Source organism: Sphingobium sp. B8D3A, from assembly GCF_025961995.1.
GTDB lineage: Bacteria > Pseudomonadota > Alphaproteobacteria > Sphingomonadales > Sphingomonadaceae > Sphingobium.
Genome location: NZ_JAOQOS010000001.1, coordinates 3,432,800 through 3,452,545, shown reverse-complemented (window position 1 = coordinate 3,452,545; position 19,746 = coordinate 3,432,800). Strand labels below are relative to the sequence as shown.

Genomic DNA, 19,746 nt, shown 5'->3' with positions numbered 1-19,746 from the left:
GGCGATCAGGCCTCGCTCAGCGCCGCACTGAAATCGGCCAGATATTTGTCCGTGATGCGCTGATTGAAGCCGAGATCCTCGAGCGGCGGCGGCACCGTGTAATCATAATCGATGCGCAGCTTGCCGGCCTTGAGGCTCTCCACCGAGTTGAGCGCGGAATCGAACCACGCATTGGCGCCCAGCACCACGCCCTGCGCTTTGAGCTGGCGGAAAAAGCCGTTGATCGTCTCGATGATATCGCGGGTGAGCGACGGGGTGAGCGGCTTATCCACCGCCCACAACATGCCCTTGGCAATCGTATCGGTGAGCAGCTGCGCCACGCGCACCGTGCTCTCATACTTATAGAGGCTGGTATCCGCCGCGCAGGTGCGGTTGCCCCAGAAGCGATAGCCGGCATCGGTGCGGATGAGGCTGGTGACGTGCGCCTGATTGAGCACCCCCACATCGCTCGCCATGTTCTCGATGTCCCAATAGAAATCCTTGGTGATGCCAAGAACGCTCGGCACCGGGACATTCGAGAGGGTCTTTTGCGGCCCATATTGCTGATCGATCAGCGCGCGCATGGCGCCGGCATAGGCAGCGGCATGGCCGGTGCCGTTGGCGCTGGTGACCGTATCCCAGACCAGCCAGTCGGGCGTGACGAGCATCAGCTCGCGCTCATCAAAATTGGCGCGATAGAGCCCGGCCTCGGCAACCGTGTCGCCGACGACGCGGGCATAAGCGAAAGCGCGCAGCTTCTTTGCCACCACGGCCAGCGCCTTGGTGACCGCCTGCGTCTCGAGGCCGGGCGCGATCAGGATCTTGGGCTGAGCCATCGTCTGGGCGCGCGCTGCGAGCAAGGCCTGCATGCCGGTCTTTTCGCCGGCCACGTCGCCTCCAATCACATTGCTGGCCGTCTCGGCTGCATCGCCGCCCTCTTCCACGCGCACCACAACCACGGGCGTGCTCACGATCGCGCTGATCGCGCGCAGCGAGCTGGCGAGCGTGCCATTGGTGCCGGCCTTGCTGATCGCATCCGCAAGATCCGTGATCAGCACGGGCTTATCGAGCGGGAAGGTCGCCGCGTTCGCATCGCTGGCGATCGCGACAAGGCCGATAACGGCGGTGGCCACGGCGCTGATCGTGCGCGCGCCGGTATCGATCTCGGTGATGGTGATGCCGTGCTTGAAAGCCATTGCTCGGTTCCTCGAGTTTAAGCGTTGAGGGGGTAAGTGAGGCGCAGCCGGGCGTTCGGCGCTGGGGCATCCGTGCGCTCGGCATCGATGGTGAGTGAGGCAGTGCCAGGACGATCGCCCGCAACCAGCTGGACACGCCGCAGGCGCAAGCGTTTTTCCCAGCGCGAGAGCGCCAGAGCCGTGGCTGCATAGAGGCGCAGGATATTGGGCGCGGTCATCGGCCGGTCGATCAGCTCGGGCAGCAGCGACCCATATTCACGGCGGCCAACGCGCGCGCCGATGGCGGTGCCGAGAATGTCGCTCACGGACTGGCGGATATGGTCTGGCCCGTCGAGCGGGGCGCCTGTGCGGCGATCCATCCCGCTCATGCCGGCGGCCCGCTTTGCGCGCCGCCCGCCGTCACGCCGCTGTGCCGGTGGTTCTTGAGGCTCTTGCCGGCCGCCAGCACATCCTGCTCGGCCGTCAGCGTGCCGCTCATGCTGATATCGCCCTCGAGGCTGATATCGCCCTCGATCGTCACATCGCCTTTGATGGTGATGCCGCCGGGCGCCTCGATCTGCGCCGTGCCGCCGGCGGGCAGCGTCGCGCGCAGCGCATGGGCTGTCTGATCATATTCGATCACCGCGCCGTCATTTAGCGCCAACTGGACAAGATCGGGATTGGTCGAGGGTGCCGGGTGCGCGTTGCTGTAGAGGCCCAGCACCACCAACCCGTTGGCCAGATCGCCCTCGGGCGCCAATACCACGCATTGCTCGCCAACTGTCGGCGGCGACCATGAGCGCACGCCGCCGGCACGCTGGGCGAGCCATGGCAGCTCGCCGGTGGTGATCTCGCCAAGGGCCACGGTGCAAGTGGCGTTTGCGGGATCCACGGAGGCAATCGCGCCCAGCTGGATCACTTCGCCGGTCATCTGTTCAAGGTCGGAAGGGTTGCGCATGGCCAGACCATGCCGCGCGGTTAGCGCTCACGCGCGGGGCTTCATCGGGTGAGAACGTCTCGCCCGATGAAGATGATTGAGATCAAACAGTGGTAGCCAGGGGGCTGTTGCCCCTCAAACCCATCCGAGGCGTTCCGGCACGTTGACCGATACAGTTGAGGCCGATTTTCGCCCCAAGGGACAGGTACTGCGGCGCAGCTTATCAGGCTAGTTGCGCCTCATGATCAGACTTCGAGTTCGGGACTCCGGGATGCGCCTATTGAAGCAAGCTTGCGCCGAGATGGCAAAGAAAATGAGTGATAATGAGCTGGCTTGGATGGCACGACGAAGTGCAGCGGCCGATTGCGTGTCTGCGCTTCAAGCTGCCGTTCTGGAGGAAGCAAACCGCCGCGGCATGCGGCCGCTGTTGTTGTCCAGCGTGGGACAGGACTAAATGAGCATCGCCACAACCGCGAGGACGGAAATGGCGAGCAAGACCGCTACTAACGCAAAATGCCCTCCGCAACCGGAAGAGGGACGACGTTCAGGATCATTGTTGCTTGATGTCATGAATTCTCCGCCGGTTTCCAACGCTTAGGCGCGAAAAGCCCAGCGGATTTCGAGACTAAACTGCAGTTTTGAGAGGCTCGGGCTTTTTGCCATCAGGGAGAGTGGCACGAAGATGGTCGTGGACCATTTGAGTGCTGAAGGGCTTGGCAACGAATGTCGCGCGCTCCGGCATGTCGCCCGGCTGAGGCGTTATTCTTCCACTAGCAATGACAATTTCGATGTGTGGCCAGTTCCCGGCCACATGACGTGCCAATTCAAAGCCATCGATGCCGCCGGGCATTTCGACATCTGAAAAAAGCAAAATGATCGATGCGGCATGCCCGTCGAGCATTTTGACTGCAGCTTGCCCATCAGATGCGTCGAAACAGCGAAATCCTGCGTCCTCCAGAATATTGCAGGCATGCATGAGGATCAGAGCGTCATCGTCGACCACAAGTGCATAAGGGGTTGTTGATTTCTCCATTTCCGGAGAACAAACTTAACAAATGTTAGTTTCACTGATGCTGATGAATCATCATCTAATGGTCGAATGAACAATTCACTTGGGCGCTATCCTTATCAGCGATGCGAAGCGGTAAGCCTCTGCCAAGGCAGATGGCGCGTCAAACTAGGGCGCAGTTTTACTTAGCATCCGGCGAGGGGGGTGCTGCGATGATACCGATCCTGATCTTTTCGGCGACCCCACGCGCCACCTCATCGACGCGGGCGATCGTGGCCGGGCGATCATGTGTGCCGTCGTTTTTCAGCACCGCGTTGACTGCGCGGCGATGCACAATGTCGCCTTGGGTAAATGTCACGGGGACTGTGGCAGAAGCGCGATCAAGCGCTCCCACGCGAATCTCCAAATCGCTCATACAACCTCCTGTTACACTCCCAGAATGCGGACATAGATGCGGACCGCCGAATTGCTTGCGGTGTAGAGCCAGATGCCGGTCAGCCCCACGGACGTGATGCCCGTAACCTGGCTGGCATTATCTTCGCCGTTCACCACGGTGACACTGATCTGCGGGTGGACCCAGTTGCTGAAGGCCACCGGATAATCCCAATAGCCAGAGCTATTCGCATTCAGGACGATCTCACCCCACGTCTCTTTGATGCCGTTTGCATAGAGGAGATAACCGCGGTCTTGTTGCAGCCGCGTGTTCCCATTGAGCCGGAGAAAAGCGTCTGCGTGGTAGCCGTCGAGCAGGTCGGCATCCATGCCGGAACCGGAGCCGTCATTGCTTGCCCCCCAAAGCACGCCTTGGTTGGGTGACGCGGCATAACCGGTGGAGGTAAGCTCGAGCCCGGTCACAAACGATGACGAAAAACTGTCGTTGCTATATTGCAGATAGAGACTGCCAGCGCCCGCACCTACAGCGGAAATCATCCGCCACCCAAGCGAGCCGCCCGCCGAAAACCGTATTTCCTGACTTCCGGCGCGCAGGAGATGGATGGCCCCCGTGAACGTTTCACCTGCCTTATTCGCCGGAGTGTAACCAAGGCGCGCGGGGACGTCTGAGTACCAGCTACCTTGCTGGCCATCGAGCAAATCGGCGTCGATGCCGGAGCCGGCGCCGTCCACAGTTAGGAGTTTCGTGCGAACGTCTGCGGCGGTGTAAGCCGTTGAATTGAGAGGTGTATAACCCAAACGCGCGGTAATATTCGTGTAGTAGCTGGGGAGCTGGCCCGCCAGCAGGCCGGCATCAAGGCCAGAGCCGGCGCCATCATTGGTCGGCCCCCATGGCGTAAAGCCGAGGCGGGCGGGAATGTCCGCATAATATGCGCCGTGCTGACCATCGAGCAGATCTGCATCGAGGCCGCCGCCGGCGCCTTCATCCTTGAGCGCGCCGCTCTTGATCCCGAGCGCGACGCGCATTGCAGCTGCCGAGGCGGTAGCGAGCAGCCCTTTCATGAACGCCGAAGGATTGCCCTCGCCGAAGCGGGCATTGAGCCAGCTGGTGACGGCATCCTTGAGGCCCTTGGGATGCACCGCGCGAGTCGCGTCCACGCCGGTTTCGGTTTCCGCCGGCGTGGCCAGCTCCACCACGCCCTGCGCTTCCTCGGTCGCAGGCGGGTTGATGAAATTGGCATCGCCAAAGCTGATTGCGGCGGCATCGATATCGGCAAAAGCAATGTCGATCGCGAGCAGCATCATCGCCTGCGATGACTTCTCCATAACCGGCTCGGCTTGCCCATAGATGGCGAACAACGTGCCATCGCCCAGATAGAGGCCAAAGCTACGCAGCGCATAACTGTCGGCCGTTTCGTCCCTCACCACGAGGTGGATCATGTCATCGGCCACCACATCGCCGGAGATTGTCGAGATCCGCTTGATCTCGCCGGGAACGGCGGTGGCGCCGGGCGAAGGCACGACGGCGGTGGCAGTGATACCCGCCTGTGTGATTACCACCGGATTGGTGCCGTTGTTCGCGGCGTTGACCAGAGCAGCACGCCCGGCATCGGTGACAATGATTGAGAGAGCCATGGAACCTCCGATTAGGCGGCCGGCGCGGCGCAGCTGAGCCGGGCGAGCAGAGCAGGCCTCGCGCGCGCGACAAGGCCGATACCGCCGCGTGCCGTGATGCCCTGGGTGAATGTGAAGTGAGAGCGAACCGGCTTGGCGCGCTTCACCTCGGCAATGACCTGATCGACAAAGGCCGCGCTCGCCGGGGCGCCGGCCTGTTCCAGATTGAGCAGAAGCTGGAATGTGTGCGGGACCCCGCGCGGCACCTGCTGCCACCACTCGCGGATCGCGACCGAGCCGCCAAAGCTTTGCACGACGCTGCGCACGCTGGCGGCGGTGCCTTTCTGCCGCGCGATCGGGATCGCCTTGCGCACGCGCTCGCGCTTGATGGCGTCTGACCAGTCCGATGACCAGTTATCGAGGCTCAGGCCCCAAGCCAGCCATGGCAATAGCTCGATGGGGCATTCGTCGGGCGACCATACCTTGCGGATCGGCGCCGGGATATCGAGCGCGCCGGTGACCACCTGCTCAAGCGCCTTCTCCAGCGGCGTGGAGCCAGATGGCAGAATGCTGGGCACCGTCATTCGCCGGTGCCCGCATAGGTGAGCGATATGCCGGCGCAGTGCGGCGCTTGCGTGCGCGTCACGATCAGGTCCGCCACCGGCGCAGAGAGCACGACGTTCTGCACGCCTTCGGCATGAAGCGCGGCGAACAGCCCGGAGCGGGTGATGTCGCGACCGAGGCGATGGCTGGCCGCCACATAATCCTCAAGCTGCTGGCGCGCGGCCTCGACCACCACGCTGCCATCCGGCCCGCTATAGGTGGTGAGTGTGGCCTGCACCGCATAAGGCACGATCTGCGCGGACTGGACGCTCACGAAATCGGTGAGCGGCCGGCGCGTCTCATCCGACACGAAGGTGGCGACGGTGGCGAGCAGCGCCGGCGATGCGGTGCCGTCGCCTTGCCGCGAGAGGACGGACACGATCACCTCGCCAGGGCTTGGGCTGGTGGCGCTGGCGTCCAGCACGTCGGCATCGGCGCTCAGCGCATGGAAGATATAGGCGCCTTCCGGCCCGGCGACGGAATATCCCTCGGGCGCCAGCACCATGCGCCTGCGGAAATCGGCATCGCTTTCCATGACGGCCGGGATCCCCAGCGCGGTGTTGGCGGGCGTGAGCGTGAGGCGGGCGATGCCGAACAGGGCAGCGATGTTGTCGAGATCCGCGCCGGTGGCATAGGCCGGCATGACGGCACGGGCGGCATCGTTGACGCGCTGACGCAGCAGTTGGGCGAGATAGGCGGTGACTTGCAGAAGCTTGGTGGCGGGGTCACTCTCCCGCGCCTCAAAGTCAGGCGTGCGCGCCTGCATCTGCGCTACCGCATCGGCGAGGATCGTCTCAAAGTTGAGCTTTTCGATCACATCGGGCGCGGGAAGGCGCGAAAGATCGACTGCGGTGAAAGTTGCATCGGCCATGCCGGCTATTTCGGCCGAGGCTGGCGCCCTATTCTATGCGGCGCATCGGGCGAGACGCTCTCGCCCGATGAAAGTGCTAGGTTGGCTTGGGCAGCGTCGAGGTTTTCGGACAATTACTGTCTGCTTCGAGCGGTTCTTACACTATAAGTCGCCGGTCCGGACGCGATGACATTGCGGAAATTCTCACGTTGTGAAAGGATAAGCCAAAGGCGGAAAGGACGGCTGTTGTTTGGGAACGAAAAAACCTCTTTTAAGCGACTAGGTGCGAGGACAATTCCCCTGTTGCTCTGGTGCATAATATTGACAGCGGACTATCTGATCCGAGGAAATGCGACTTGGTCGCTGATCTTCGTAGGTGGCTGGGGCACACTCTACTTTGCAGCGAAGCTAACGCGGGCAGTCGGGGCGGAGCGAAGATGATTCCTGCTCGACTTGAAAGCTGGCAGGCCACTTCCCACGCCATCTCAGCCATAGCACTCAGCCGCAGCAATCATCAAAACCCGCCGTCCGTGCAGCCTTCCGCCGATAGTCTCGATTTAGGATTTATGCGCTCAAAGCTGCCTTTCCGGACACGACGACATTGCGGACGTTCGCCGTCGGCCGGTGGAGTTCTTGGATGGCGGACCTGGCCATTTCGCAATATGATGCGCGAATGCGGCTGATAACGACCCTCACCTTGGCTTTGGCGCTAGGAGGATGTGGTAGTCCAAATGCTATGGAAATTCCCAAAGGCCCGGATAATGCCTTCCAAGAAGGCCACGTTTTACGGGTCACTCGTGCCGGAATCGTTGAGTGGAACGGGACTCAAATCAGCGACGCTGAGCTGAAAACATACCTCCGTCAATACGCTGAATTGCCAAAGGACGCCGGTCTCCTGTGGGTGGAGTTTAATCCTCAAGTTCCGTCAGATCGTGCTCACTTTGTCCGAACCGAGGTAATCGAGAGTGGCTTATGCCAACAAAGGCGCTGTGTCGAAGGTACGTGGGGAGCAAAGCGGCCTGTCATTTATTGATGTCCGCTTTCCACCCTGTTGCAGGCGTTCCCCGATGCTGCCCTTCTCCCAAAAGTAGTTACCCCCGGAATCAGATCGACCGCGCTAAAATTTGCAGTTCAATGGCCCATTTTGCGAATGTCAGCGGCGCACGCTATAAACGAGTATGGATCGATATAAATCGCTCTCTCAACAGATCAGAACTTACTTTGCTGATGTGGAAGCCATGCCAGAGTTTGCTGACAAGCGCTTATGGCTGACGTTCTATCTTTCCGGCCCCCTCTTGAACTTGGAAAGTGTGTCACATTTTCTCGCCAGGGAAGGATGGGCGAACACCGACGGGTGGGACTTTGGATTTCTCTATCCAAAGCTGGAGGTTGAGAAGACAGTGCCTGCCATCGTGGCTGTCGCCGTGAAGATGCACGATCTCTGCAGACCATATGGGATCGATATCATCAATATCGATGCCGACACGTCGCCAGATGTTACGACATCTAAGTTTGTGACCCTCTACGACGCAGATTTGTAATGTCAGGTCTCCACGCCATTCTGGGCGTCCGATAAACTTACCAGCATTGACGAAAGCTGCCCTTGGATCACCCCAATCACGTCGAGCCGAGTTGTTGATACAGCATGTCAATCAGCATTTCCCGATCCGCCTCGGTCGCCCCGATCAGTTCTCGTTTGGGGTAAGAGATCGCACGAGCGCGCAGCGACGGCTTATCGCGCAAGCCGTGCTGGTGGATGCCGGCGATCTCGCTCGCCTTGCCGCTAAAGCCCACCCAAAAGCCGCGATCGTCCACGCCAGAGCGCAGATAGCGACCGGATGAGAGTCGCCTGAACATGGCGCGGCGGCGCAGGCCGCCCTTGCGACGCAATGTGCTGCCGCCGCCCCCGCGATATTCCTCGGGCACGGGAAGCCACTTCACCACCTTGTCGAAGCGGAAGGAACGAATGCCGCCGGCTTCCACATCGAAGCCGGTCATCTTGCGATCGCTGTCCCATGAGAAGCCGCGCATGATGACGCGGCGCACGCCGCTGCCCGATGGATAGAGGAAACATGCCGGGCCGCGCGACGGAATGGCAGGCGTCTTTTGCTTGCGAGGCTCGAACGCGTTGCCATCTGGAGCGCGCTGGGCGGCGATGCGCTTGCGCTGGCTCAGGACGAGGCGCTGGGCCATCTTGCGCAGCATGGAGCGGCGCTCGCCGGCGCTCAGCGCCCGCACAATCGCGCCGGCCATCGCCTCCAGCTCGAGCAGTTCCTCGCTCATGCGTCTGGCGGGATTGCCGGTGTCAGGATGACGCCTGGCGCTTCGCTTGCCACAAGCGGCTCGGTGCCGCCCCAGCCTTGAAGAAACGGATTATCGACGTCGGCGAACGACTGGAACGTGGGCGGCTCAGCCGGGTGCTCTAGGTCAAAGCCGGTGCCATCCTCGCGGAGCTTGGCGATCACGCGCTCGGTGAGATCGATCGAGATCAGGATATCGCTGGTGTCGCTGTCCAGCAGCTCGGCCTCAAAGGTGAAGGGCGTTGCATCGCGATCACGGAGGCGCTCGGGCTGCTCTGTCTCCAGCCAGATCAGCAGCGGCAGCATGAGGCTATCGGTCGAGCCGGCAAAATCCCAAAGCCCCACCTGCAGCTTGTAGGCATATTCAAAGCTATGGGAGCGCGACTGGAGGGCGCGCACGCTGCCGCTCTCGACGTAGATAGCGAGGCGATCCGGGTGCGACTGCAACTCGGGCAAATAGGCGGTGAGGTGGGCGCGAAGGCTCGCCGGCTTTTTCATCGGCGCAGATCCGCGCAGGCGCCCGGCTCATGCCAGCGGATGACGCGCAGCAACTGGTCGCGCGTGTCCGCATAGGCCGTGGCAAAGGCAATGAGCGCCGATCGCACCGCCGGCGGGATTGTGGCCGTGGCATCGCGCGGGAATGGCGCAGGCGGCGCCGGGCAGGCCAGCAGATCCGCCTGGGGCGTGTCTTTCACTTCCACCGCAATGACGGCCGGCGCCGTTTCAATCTGGCGCTGGGCGCAGCCCTGCAAGGTCATTGAGGCGATCAAACCAATCACCCCCGACGCGATCATTCGGCGCGATCGTTTCATCTGCTTTCTCCATGGCTTGAACATTGGCGGTTCGGCGGGTGGCCTGCGCGGTTGCAAGGGTGCGATCGGCGGTGGCCTTCGCCTCGGTGCGCTCAGCTGCGCGGGCAAGGGTGGCAGCGGTGATGCTCTGCGATTCCCGCTTATAGGCAGCAAGGCTCGCCACCAGCGCGGTGCAGCCGTCCAGCTGGGCTTTGGCCTTGGGCTTGGTGCCGGTGAACTCGCTGCCGGCGGCAAGGCAGAGCTGCTGCGCCCATGCTTCCAGGCGGTCGCGCTCGGCGCGGCCGCTCGCCCCCCAGGCATAAAGCCCGGCCGCCGCACTGGCGAGGCCCAGCAGGATCAGCGTCTCACGCGAGCCGCTCAGCATGGCCCAGGCAGCCTTGAGGATCCCAAGCGCCCACTTCACGACAAAAGGCCTGTGAAATAGGTGCGGCGGGAATAAGTGAGGGCCTCATGCCGCAGGCGCCCGGCGCGATAGCTCACATGGATCCAGCCACTATCGTGCTGGCCCCGCACATAATTTTCGAGGATGAGCTGATCGAACGGCAAGGAATCGCGGATGAAGGCGGCGGCGGTGAAGTTATCGACGCCGACCACCTCGAGATCGGCGGCCTCGCCCTGCGCGTGCTGGCTCGAGGTGGTGGATCCGACCGCAAGGCAGAGCGCCGGCGATCGAAAGCCGGAGGTGACGCGCACGGGCTTGCCATAATGGGCGCGCAACGGCTCGAGCACCTTGGCGCAGAGCAGCTGCATCGCAGCGATCTGCTGCGCGTTGGGGCTGTTGTCGATCTTCTGGGCCTTGGCGGTCGCTGATGCGGTGAATTCGGCCAGAGAGAAGTTCGGCGAGAGCTGCATGGCTCAGTCCTTCCGTTTGCCAAAGATGAGATCGGAAAGGCGGCCCGGCGCATGGGTGAGCGTGTCAGAGGCCGAGGCGATCACGCGTGGGGTGGCGTCGAATGCGACCAGCGCGATGCCAAAGCCGATCGACTGCGCGACAAACTCATTCCAGCCTGTGAAGGCGACGATGCCTTGCGTGGCGTAATAGCTCACCGTGGAGCCGACCACCCATTGCACGAAGCGCTGGCGCCAGCTCAGGCCCGGCTTCCACGCTTGGGCGACGGCCGAGCCGATGAGCGCGGGCGTGAGCGAGCTGATCGTTTCCACGGCGGCCGGCAGGATCGATTTGGGGTCCATGATCAGTCCCAGAGTTGCGTGAGAGGGCGCTGGCGGGTTGCCTCGGGCGCCTTGGAAATCGGCACCATGACAATGGTGCCGAGCGGGAGGATCGGGCCAAGATCGGCCAGACCCGGATTGGCATCGAGCACCGCGCCGATCGAGCCGGAGCCAAGCCCGGCTTCGCGCCAGATCAGTGCATCCACGGTGTCGCCTTGCAGGGCCGTGAGGGACTGCATGCGGGCCATCAGATGAGATCCACGGTGGTGCGCGTGCGGCCCAGCATGTCGCGGATGGCATGCGCGGCATCGCGGCGCAGCTCGCGCACGCTCTCATCGAGTTCATCGCCCTGGCTTGCGCCGGCGGCGGTGGTATCAAAGTCGCGGTGCCGATCGATCAGCTCGGCCTTGGCGAGCAGAGCGATGATGCGGCGATAGCGGATCAGGTTGCGGCTCTCCCCGCCGAGCTGCGGCGCGGGAACGTCCGCCAGCGTGGCATGTCCCTTCCCCGTCTGCTCTGCCACCCATGCGCGCAGATCGATCTCTGTCGCATCCATTGCGGCAAGAATGGCGCCGCGCAGGCGCGGCGCGGTGATGCTTGATGTGATGCGCGCCAGCTCGCGGATCTCGCGTGGATCGATCGCGGGGAAAAAGCCATCATTCTCGATGACGGTTTCCGCCGGCGGCGGGCCGCTCTCGGGCGCCGGGGGCTTGGCGACGAAGCTCATGCCATGATCGCTCGCGCGAGGGGCGCCATTCCCCCGACCATGATGCCGATTAGGGCGAGCAGCAGATAATCGTAGCGCGTCAGCATCCTGCGTCCTTTCCGGCTCTCCGGCTTACGGGGGTGAGGATCGGGACAGAGGGCGGCCCTTCGGTTGTAAAAACCTCCCGCCTCGCGCGATCCGCCCCCGAGCGCCGGGGGCGAGCTTGTCAGGCGGCTAAGCCGCCTTCGTGGTTGGGTTGCGTTGTGGTGGCCGCCGCAGCGGCGTCCTGCGACGCGAGCAGCTTCTCGGCGCGCTTGATCTTGTCCTTCACGCCGATGCGATCATTGAGCGCCTGCGCGGCCTTGAGGGACACGAGCGCCGCCTCGAGCATCGCCCGGCCTTCGGCATTGGCTTCCATTTCCTCTGCAATGTAGAGTTGCTGCGCGCCGGTGGCCTTGCGCAGCTTGGCGCGGGCCTGATCGTGCATGTCGATCGCGTCTGTCAGCTCGGCCACGCCGAGCAGAACGCCCAGATCGAAATGGGCGCCTGCATTGTGCGCCTTGAGGGCTGCCTCCGCGATCTCTTCCACCACGATCGTGGCGGCATCGCGGTTGTAGCGCGCCGGCATCTGCACATTGTGGCGCAGAACGAAGGGCACCAGCTCGAGCGCATCATCAAACGCGCCCACGTCGATCAGCCAGACCATGACAGTGGGCAGAACTTCGGCAGAAACGCCCGTCCCTACGCCGGCATCGGCATCGAGCAGGCCTTTCACCCAATCGGCATATTCGGGCAGCATTTCGCGCTTGGCGGCGATCTTGAGATCCACGCCCTTGATCTCATGGAGGCGGCGCAGATCATGCGTGAGGCGCATGGCGATCTGGGCGGCGCCTCGATTGGCCTGGCCTTCGCCAGTGCCCCCCGCCGCCGGGAGAGGTGCGACGGCGGGGGTGGCCGCTCCAACATTGGGAGCGGACGCAACGGTTTGTGCGGCAAGGATGCGATCCCTGTGGCGGCGAGCGAGGCTCATTGTGCGTGTCCTGTCAGTTGGAGCGAAGGGGATAAGGCGCCGCGGATCAGGCCGGCTTGGCGCCCATCACGATGTTCTCAACGAGGGCGCAGCGGCCGTAATCCTCGACCACAAAGTCCTCATTGACGCTCTCGTAATTCTCGATCTGGTCGAGGGCCGGCTCATCCTTGATGTGGCGGCGGCGCGTCTCTTCCTGCCAATAGATTGACAGGTTATCGAGGCTGGTGACCAGCAGGCTCGTCTCCGGGAAGAAGGGGACGATGATGGCGCGCTTGCCGGCGAGCTGCTTGGGCAAGGTGAGGATGCGATGGGCCGCTTCGCGTTCGGTGGCCGTGTCGCCCGCCGCCTGCAGCAGGTTCAGATATTTGTCCTTCACCAGCTGCCAGCCAACGATCACCACCAGATCGGTGTCACCCCGGTGCCAGGGGTCGAGCAGATCCAGCGCGTCGAAGGCGAGCGCATCGAGATTGGCGTAATCGGCCTTGGCGGTCGGAATGTTGGTCCCAGCGGCATTGACCACTTCAACCCCCGCTGCGACGTAAATCGCCTTCTCCGGATCGTCGACAAGAGCGCCGCTGTCGAGCCAGCGGGCGGGCGCCTTGGTGCGGATCTTGTGCAGCCAACCTTCGTTCACATCCTGCAGGAGCGGATTGTCAGTGCGATTGGTGGTTGCGGCCGCCGAGATGCCGTTGAAGCCGATCATGATCCGGTCGCGGCCCTGCTGCTTGATGATCACATCGCGCAGGAGGGTCTGGAATTCGGGCTTGTGGCGCCAAGCGTCCAGCTTGGCATAGGGAATCGCATGGTCGTAGTTGGTCTGGCGACAGAAATAGCCGCCTTCATCCGAGGTGTCCGTGGGATCGGTCGGCGTGCGACGGTTGCCGCCAGCGGTGTTGGTGCGACCGGCAAGCGGGCGGGTGACGCCGACGCCGACTTTGTTGCCGCTTTGCTGCACGACGGGCTGGATGTTGATCATGCCGAGGAAGTCGCTCGACTCCTTGATCTTCTCTTCGAGCTTCTGCTCGACAACGGGCGCGACGGTGAATTTGGTTTCTGCGGATGCCACGCCATTGATGAGCGCGATCTGGCTCACATAGGCGGCGAACAGGAGGCGGGTTTCGTTACGCATGGTCAGGCTCCAGTGGGGCGGGTGCGGGAAGGGAAGCGGGGCGTGTGATCAGCAATCCGTGACCACCGCGCCGCTGCCGCCGGTGGCGGGCGTGCGCGTGAACGTGCCGGGCTGCTCCGTCTTGGCGAGCTTCGCATCGAGCGCGTCGAAGCGCGCATTGATCGCCGCGATCGCATCATTGGCGGGCTTGACGGCAGCCGCGACCTGATCACCGATGGCGCTCGCGAAAGCCGTCACATCGAAGCTGTTGTCGTTGGCCGGCTGCTGCTTAGGGGCCGCCTCTTCCTTGGGCTTCTCTTCCGAGCGCGTGAACAAGGCCGCGACGCCGGCGAAGCCGGACTTGATCGCCTCGGCGATGCCGGCAGCCTCGATCGGCTCGGCCGTCAGCTCGAGCGATGTTTCGAGCGCGTTGGTGAACAGGTTGGGGCGCGTCATGGCCGCAAATTTGAGCGGTTCGGTGCCCAGTGATGCCGGCTGATCGGTAACAGCCAGGCCGACCAGATAGGCCTTGCCGCTGTCCGCAAAGTTGGGGTGGATCTCACAGCTGGTGAACAGCTTCTGGCCGGCCTTGTTGATGGCGAGCAGCTGATCGTTCGCCTCGATCTCGCCCTCGAGCGCCAGCTTCTTGACGGTCTGGCCGCTGATCTGCAGCTCAACCTCGGCCGTGCGCAGGGCGCGAATGGTGCCATAGGCGTTGAATGGCTTATCGGGGCTGTAGCCAGCGATATGCTCGCAGTTGATCCGCGCCGTGTACGTCTTGGGATCGTAGCTGGCGGCCATCTGCTCGAGCCATTCGCGCTGGATCACGCGGCCATCGACGGTTTCACCTTCAACGGCGATGCGGAAAAACTTGCTCTTGGCCATGGGGGCGGGTTCCCTTGCTTTGGATCGGCGGTGCAGGCGCCAGAAGGGCCGTACGGGGCGGGATCCTCAAGCCAGTCCATCGGGCGAGAGCTTCTCACCCGATGGAGAACCGTGATCTGATCGGCGCGGACGGCATGGTCAGGCGCGATGACTGTTGCCCAGCCTTTCACTGCCCCAGCAGGGCCGCCCAGCTTCTGGCAGTTCGATCCGCGCCGGCATGCGCGCAGCCTCTACTGGCGTGGCTGGGGCGTCGCGCAGATTGCAGATGAGTTCGCGCTGCACGGCATCGTCAACGACAAGGGCAGCGCGATCCCGCGCGCGACCATCGACAGCTGGAAACAGCGCGACCGCTGGGATGACGCGCCCTCGATCAGCAAGATCGAGGACAGCCTCGAATGCCGGTTCATGGTGCTGGTCGCCAAGGAGAAGAAAACCAACGCGGATCTGGCCGAGCTGGACGCGCTCTCCCGCTCGATCACCGCCATGGCCCGCGTCCGCCGCTATCAGGCCGAGGGCGGGCATGAGGGCGACCTCAATGAGAAGGTCGCCAATCGCAACGCCGGGCCGCGCAAGAAGGCGAAGAAGAACCACTTCACAGAGGAGCAGGCCGCCGAGCTGAAGCGGATTTTCCTCGAAGGCCTGTACGATTATCAGGCCCAATGGTGGGAGGCGAAGGATCAGCGCACGCGCATGATCCTCAAGTCCCGCCAGATCGGCGCGACCTATTATTTCGCGTTCGAGGCGCTGATCGACGCGATCGAAACCGGGCGCAACCAGATCTTCCTCTCTGCCTCCAAGGCGCAGGCCCATCAGTTCCGCAGCTATATCGTCAGTTTCGCCAAGCTGGTCGGCGTGGCGCTGACCGGCGATCCGATGCTGATCACGTCCGATCTGCGCCCGGCGGAGGAAGCGGCGGCCGAGCTGCACTATCTCGGCACCAATTTCCGCACGGCGCAGGGCCGGCACGGCAACTTCTATTTCGATGAGTTTTTCTGGGTCCACTCATTCGAGGAGCTGAACAAGGTCGCCTCGGGCATGGCGACGCACAAGAAGTGGCGCAAAACCTACTTCTCGACGCCATCGAGCGTGGCGCATCCGGCCTATCCCTACTGGACGGGCGAGCGCCGGAACAAGCGGCGCAAGAAGGCCGACCGGATCGAGATCGATGTGAGCCATGCGGCGCTGGCGATCGGTTCGGTCGGGCCGGATCGCGTGTGGCGCCACATCGTCAACATCCGCGACGCTGAGGCCGGCGGTTGCGATCTTTTCGATATCGAGGAGCTGCAGGACGAATATGCGCCCGACGAGTTCGCCAACCTCTTCCTCTGCGAGTTCGTGGATGACAGCCTTTCGGCCTTCCGCTTCAACGATCTGATCGCCTGCGGCTGCGATAGCCTGGTGGAGTGGGTGGATTTCGATCCCGACGCTCTGCGTCCTTATGGCAATCGCCGGGTGTGGGCCGGCTATGACCCGCAGGAGAGCGAGGACGGCGACAATGCCGCGCTGGTGATTGCAGCGCCGCCGGAAAAAGAAGGCGAGCCTTTCAGGATCCTCGAGCGCCATCAACTGCGCGGCCTCGATTTCGAGCAGCAGGCCGAGTTCATCAAGGCGATGCTCAGCCGATACAATTGCACCTATCTGGGCGTTGACGCCAAGGGCGTGGGCGCGGGCGTTTATCAGCTCCTCGCCAAGGTGGGTGCCATGCCCGGCTGCACAGTCGCGAAGATCGAATATTCGCTCGAGCTGAAAGCCCAGATGGTGATGAAGGCGCAGAATGTGGTGCGCCGGGGCCGCCTCGCATTCGATGCCTCCATGCTCGATCTCGTTTCGTCATTCGTGTCCGTCAAAAAAACGCTGACGGCAAGCGGGCGCAGCATGACGTTCAAGGCCGGGCGCGGCGGCAATGACGGCCACGCGGACCTCGCATGGGCCACGATGCACATCCTCATGAATGAGCCGCTCGACGGCAAAGAAAAGCCCAAGGGCACAATGGAGATAATCGAATGAGCAAGCGCCTATCTCGCCGCCAGACTGCCCGCGCCCTGTCCGCCGCCACGCCGGCCATCGGGGGCGAGGTGCAGGCCTTCAGCTTCGGCGATCCCGAGCCGGTGCTGAGCCGGGCCACCATGCTCGATATGATCGAATGCTGGCACAATGGCCGCTGGTATGAGCCGCCGATCTCGCTCGATGGCCTGTCCCGAGCGTTCCGTGCCTCGCCGCACCATTCCAGCGCGATCATGCTCAAGCGCAACATGCTGGCCGCCAGCCTCGAGCCGACGCCATGGCTGAGCCGCAAGGTGTTCGCCGGTATGGTGCTCGATTATCTCGTGCTCGGGAACGCCTATGCGCAGGAGATCCGCAACCGCTTTGGTGATCTGCTGCGCCTCGATCATCCGCTTGCCAAATATACGCGGCGTGGCGTCGAGCCGGGCGCCTTCTGGTGGGTGCCGGGGTTAAAGAATGAAGAGCAGTTCCCGCTCGGCGCGGTCCACCAGCTTTTGGCGCCCGATCTCAATCAGGAGATCTATGGCGTGCCGGAATATATCTCGGCTCTGCAGTCAGCCCTGCTCAATGAGAACGCCACCCTGTTCCGCCGCCGCTATTACGAGAACGGGAGCCATGCGGGCTACATCATGTACGCGACCGGCGAATTTGCCGAGGGCGATGTGGACGCGATGCGCAGCGCCCTCAAGAAATCGCGCGGGCCGGGCAATTTCCGGAACCTGTTCGTGCACTCTCCCAACGGCAAAGAGAACGGGATCAAGCTGCTGCCCATCGCGCAGATGGGCGCAAGCGATGAGTTCCTTGGCATCAAGAACACCACGCGCGATGATGTGTTGGCCGCTCACCGGGTGCCGCCGCAGCTGCTCGGCATTGTGCCGGCGAACGCGGGTGGCTTTGGCGATGTGACGAAGGCGACGGACGCCTTTTTCGAGCTGGAGCTGGCGCCGCTGCAGTCGGTTTTTCTCGATTTGAATGAGGCGGTCGGGACTGAGGTTGTCCGGTTCCGGCCACGCGATATGTGATTGGCATATCGACTACCGGATAAGAATTGAGGGGCGCCGCAGAGCGACGCCCCTCTTTCTTGGCGGTTATATCCGGGGGGGATGGGCACCGCCAAGCAGGGCCAACAGAGTCGGCGCCTGCAGTTTTGCTTTTACGACAGTTGGTCGCATCAGCCAAGTTTCCCGAGATTCTTCCATTGACCGAATCGTATCATGTTCCACATATGTTCTCTATCAGGAGAACATGCACATGGACAGAATTGACGACATTCGCGACGCCGTCGCGAAGGCGCTGGAAGAGCGCGGCCACGGTAACCGCCAGTTTTTGGAAGAGATCCGCGCAGGCGCGCGAGACGAGGGACCGTTTATGTTTGGCGCGCTCGCATGCGCGAAGCTGCTGAACACTGCGCGATGAAGTGGCCCGCTATGTTGGCGACATAAGGGTCGCGACGTGTATTTTTGAAGCGGCAGCATGGCACAACGCCGTTCGCGTGGTGTGCCGGTGCGGACATGCGGCGCCCTTCGATCCGCACGGGCTATGGTGGTGGTTTCAGCAACGCCATTGGAACGACACGTTTCGCGCGGCCCGGATGAGATTTTATTGCCGGCGATGCTCCGCTTCTCGCGGCCGACGCGTGCGGCCCGTGCTGATCGAAACGAGCCAGGACAGGGAAACAATCTTGCTCCCGCTTCCAGATGAGCTCGTCTGGAAGAAAGCTCTGCGGAGATACCGCACCTGACGTTCAGGCGACTGCCATAAGCTGGCTGGGAAAGGGCTGTGCGAGAGCGCGAGCCGCATCCAGATTGCCGGTCAGCCAAACCTGATAGTCGTTGGGATGTAGAATGACCGGCATGGCCTTCGGGTGAAGCGGGGCGACCAGCGGGTTGGGTTCGCAAGTAAGGAACGCGAACACGATCCCGGCCTCGCTCGGGCGCCAGATCCCGGCGAAGCATGACACCGGCTGCTGATTGATCGTGAACCACCACTCCTCACGCCCTTGGCCGATCTTCGGCTCGGCAAACTGCGTGAAGGGCACAAGGCAACGCTGCGCCGGCGCGGCGATCATTGATCGCCAGAACGGACTATCGAGATTGCGGACGTTGGTGATGTGCTTGGTGATCGTCGTGCCGGGGCGCTTGCCGGGCATCTTTCGCGGGACGCCCCAGATCATCTGATCAACGATGGTTCGGCCTTCGCTATGATGCGCCACGATCGCCGGCTTGCGGGGCCAGATATCGAGGGATGCCTCGTGCACCTCGGACTCGGGAAGATGGGCGCCGATGTATTGTGCCCACGTCGAGAGCTTGGAGGGATCGGCCCGGAAGTGATTGCAGATGGCGGCCTCCATCGATGCCAGCGCTGATCGCATGACTAGCATCGATCCGCAGCCCGACAAGCGCCTCTACGCGCCGGCCCCCCGCGAAACGCGCTTTTCCCCCCGCCTCGCCCGCGCACTTTTTGTGTCGGTATTCATGCACTATGCTAGCAACCGGAAATCGACGCAGCTCTAAGGCGGGCCGGCAATTCTACCGCCCCCGCAAAAGTTGCGAACTCATGCACCTAAAGCGCTCCATCTGGGCAAAGTCGGTCCATCTTCCGTGCGCCGGAATTCGGTCGATGATTTTTTAGAATTTTGCTCTTCGGGCGAAAGCTGGGGCAGGGGGGCGGGGAAAACATAATATCCATAATGTCTCAGTACAAAAGTCTTGAGACCCTCAGAAAAGTGCCATTTCCGAGGTTATGTTTTTGCCATAATTTTTGATAACTTCGACGGTCGAAAAATATAATGTCATTGAAAATAAAGAGCTTTTTTGAATTCGCGCATCACTCTGAAAAGACATAATCAGATTATGGTAATATTATGGTAGAAGTTATGGCGTAAGCCTTTGAAATTGCATCCATGTTATGAATGTTATGGTTTTCCCGACACTCACCTAAAAGACTGAGAAATTCGAAGGAAGCACGAGCCGGTTCAACGCGAAGTTGCAAATATGGCGACGCTACGCGAAACTTTTCTTCGTCAGCTTAAGGGCGCAGATTAGCCACTCGGCAAACCGACCGTTGGCCTCCCCAGCCCGGTGGTGAAGAAATTGTGTGGAGTTGATTGTTTGCCGTGCGGGAACGAAGGCTGTTAAAACTTTAGTACGCCGTGCACTTTTCATAAAGCCG

Annotated in this window: 24 protein-coding genes; 4 read left to right on the top strand and 20 right to left on the bottom strand. The window is 62.1% G+C overall.

All coding sequences use genetic code 11. From position 1 onward, the window contains the following. Positions 1–5 precede the first annotated feature (5 nt). The 8 genes from M2342_RS16005 to M2342_RS15970 form a co-directional block, all read right to left on the bottom strand. On the bottom strand, positions 6–1,175 hold the full coding sequence (locus M2342_RS16005) for a phage tail sheath C-terminal domain-containing protein (protein ID WP_264579811.1): 1,170 nt from the start codon (positions 1,173–1,175) through the stop codon (positions 6–8). 17 nt (positions 1,176–1,192) lie between these two features. Then, positions 1,193–1,543: a GPW/gp25 family protein gene (locus M2342_RS16000; RefSeq protein WP_181561028.1), complete on the bottom strand. Its 351-nt coding sequence runs from the start codon at positions 1,541–1,543 to the stop codon at positions 1,193–1,195. Then, positions 1,540–2,112, bottom strand: a complete 573-nt coding sequence (locus tag M2342_RS15995; protein WP_264579810.1) for a phage baseplate assembly protein V — start codon at positions 2,110–2,112, stop codon at positions 1,540–1,542. The genes M2342_RS16000 and M2342_RS15995 overlap by 4 nt, the downstream gene beginning before the upstream one ends. A gap of 604 nt (positions 2,113–2,716) precedes the next feature. After that, the gene (locus tag M2342_RS15990; RefSeq protein WP_264579809.1) at positions 2,717–3,124 is read right to left on the bottom strand and encodes a response regulator transcription factor; all 408 of its coding nucleotides are present in this window, start codon (positions 3,122–3,124) and stop codon (positions 2,717–2,719) included. A 157-nt stretch (positions 3,125–3,281) separates the two neighbouring features. Next, positions 3,282–3,515, bottom strand: coding sequence for a hypothetical protein (locus M2342_RS15985; RefSeq protein ID WP_264579808.1), 234 nt, complete (start codon positions 3,513–3,515; stop codon positions 3,282–3,284). Positions 3,516–3,526: 11 nt separating this feature from the next. Next, on the bottom strand, positions 3,527–5,128 hold the full coding sequence (locus tag M2342_RS15980) for a hypothetical protein (RefSeq protein WP_264579807.1): 1,602 nt from the start codon (positions 5,126–5,128) through the stop codon (positions 3,527–3,529). A gap of 11 nt (positions 5,129–5,139) precedes the next feature. After that, complete coding sequence (locus tag M2342_RS15975) at positions 5,140–5,691, bottom strand: phage tail protein I (protein ID WP_264579806.1); 552 nt, start codon at positions 5,689–5,691, stop codon at positions 5,140–5,142. Next, on the bottom strand, positions 5,688–6,581 hold the full coding sequence (locus tag M2342_RS15970; protein ID WP_264579805.1) for a baseplate J/gp47 family protein: 894 nt from the start codon (positions 6,579–6,581) through the stop codon (positions 5,688–5,690). Before M2342_RS15970 ends, M2342_RS15975 begins: the two co-directional genes overlap by 4 nt. A gap of 1,157 nt (positions 6,582–7,738) precedes the next feature. Between M2342_RS15970 and M2342_RS15965 the strand changes: the two genes are divergently transcribed. Beyond that, the gene (locus M2342_RS15965) at positions 7,739–8,101 is read left to right on the top strand and encodes a hypothetical protein (protein ID WP_264579804.1); all 363 of its coding nucleotides are present in this window, start codon (positions 7,739–7,741) and stop codon (positions 8,099–8,101) included. Positions 8,102–8,177: 76 nt separating this feature from the next. Here M2342_RS15965 and M2342_RS15960 read toward each other — a convergent pair whose 3' ends face one another. From M2342_RS15960 to M2342_RS15910, 11 genes are all read right to left on the bottom strand, one after another. Beyond that, on the bottom strand, positions 8,178–8,843 hold the full coding sequence (locus tag M2342_RS15960) for a phage virion morphogenesis protein (RefSeq protein ID WP_264579803.1): 666 nt from the start codon (positions 8,841–8,843) through the stop codon (positions 8,178–8,180). Further along, positions 8,840–9,358: a phage tail protein gene (locus M2342_RS15955; protein ID WP_264579802.1), complete on the bottom strand. Its 519-nt coding sequence runs from the start codon at positions 9,356–9,358 to the stop codon at positions 8,840–8,842. Before M2342_RS15955 ends, M2342_RS15960 begins: the two co-directional genes overlap by 4 nt. Next, entirely contained in the window at positions 9,355–9,618 is a 264-nt protein-coding gene (locus M2342_RS15950) for a hypothetical protein (RefSeq protein WP_264579801.1), read from the bottom strand. Before M2342_RS15950 ends, M2342_RS15955 begins: the two co-directional genes overlap by 4 nt. After that, complete coding sequence (locus M2342_RS15945; protein ID WP_264579800.1) at positions 9,584–10,075, bottom strand: hypothetical protein; 492 nt, start codon at positions 10,073–10,075, stop codon at positions 9,584–9,586. The genes M2342_RS15950 and M2342_RS15945 overlap by 35 nt, the downstream gene beginning before the upstream one ends. Beyond that, complete coding sequence (locus tag M2342_RS15940) at positions 10,072–10,524, bottom strand: D-Ala-D-Ala carboxypeptidase family metallohydrolase (protein ID WP_264579799.1); 453 nt, start codon at positions 10,522–10,524, stop codon at positions 10,072–10,074. The genes M2342_RS15945 and M2342_RS15940 overlap by 4 nt, the downstream gene beginning before the upstream one ends. A 3-nt stretch (positions 10,525–10,527) precedes the next feature. After that, entirely contained in the window at positions 10,528–10,863 is a 336-nt protein-coding gene (locus M2342_RS15935; RefSeq protein ID WP_264579798.1) for a hypothetical protein, read from the bottom strand. A 2-nt stretch (positions 10,864–10,865) separates the two neighbouring features. Further along, a complete protein-coding gene (locus tag M2342_RS15930) occupies positions 10,866–11,090 on the bottom strand; it encodes a tail protein X (protein WP_264579797.1) in 225 nt (74 codons plus the stop codon). Then, on the bottom strand, positions 11,090–11,569 hold the full coding sequence (locus M2342_RS15925; RefSeq protein ID WP_264579796.1) for a head completion/stabilization protein: 480 nt from the start codon (positions 11,567–11,569) through the stop codon (positions 11,090–11,092). Before M2342_RS15925 ends, M2342_RS15930 begins: the two co-directional genes overlap by 1 nt. Before the next feature lie 205 nt (positions 11,570–11,774). Next, entirely contained in the window at positions 11,775–12,578 is an 804-nt protein-coding gene (gpM, locus tag M2342_RS15920; RefSeq protein WP_264579795.1) for a phage terminase small subunit, read from the bottom strand. Between the two features lie 46 nt (positions 12,579–12,624). Beyond that, positions 12,625–13,707, bottom strand: a complete 1,083-nt coding sequence (locus M2342_RS15915; RefSeq protein WP_264579794.1) for a phage major capsid protein, P2 family — start codon at positions 13,705–13,707, stop codon at positions 12,625–12,627. Positions 13,708–13,755: 48 nt separating this feature from the next. Continuing rightward, positions 13,756–14,571, bottom strand: a complete 816-nt coding sequence (locus M2342_RS15910) for a GPO family capsid scaffolding protein (protein ID WP_264579793.1) — start codon at positions 14,569–14,571, stop codon at positions 13,756–13,758. Positions 14,572–14,718: 147 nt separating this feature from the next. On the opposite strand from M2342_RS15910, the gene M2342_RS15905 reads away from it, so the two are divergent. The 3 genes from M2342_RS15905 (at position 14,719) to M2342_RS15895 (ending at position 17,991) form a co-directional block, all read left to right on the top strand. After that, positions 14,719–16,578, top strand: coding sequence for a terminase large subunit domain-containing protein (locus M2342_RS15905; protein WP_264579792.1), 1,860 nt, complete (start codon positions 14,719–14,721; stop codon positions 16,576–16,578). Continuing rightward, positions 16,575–17,597 (top strand): phage portal protein, encoded by a 1,023-nt coding sequence (locus M2342_RS15900; protein WP_264579791.1) that lies wholly within the window; start codon positions 16,575–16,577, stop codon positions 17,595–17,597. The genes M2342_RS15905 and M2342_RS15900 overlap by 4 nt, the downstream gene beginning before the upstream one ends. Positions 17,598–17,826: 229 nt before the next feature. After that, positions 17,827–17,991: a hypothetical protein gene (locus M2342_RS15895; protein ID WP_181561007.1), complete on the top strand. Its 165-nt coding sequence runs from the start codon at positions 17,827–17,829 to the stop codon at positions 17,989–17,991. Positions 17,992–18,319: 328 nt separating this feature from the next. Here M2342_RS15895 and M2342_RS15890 read toward each other — a convergent pair whose 3' ends face one another. Beyond that, on the bottom strand, positions 18,320–18,946 hold the full coding sequence (locus M2342_RS15890; protein WP_264579790.1) for an SOS response-associated peptidase: 627 nt from the start codon (positions 18,944–18,946) through the stop codon (positions 18,320–18,322). Positions 18,947–19,746: the final 800 nt, after the last annotated feature.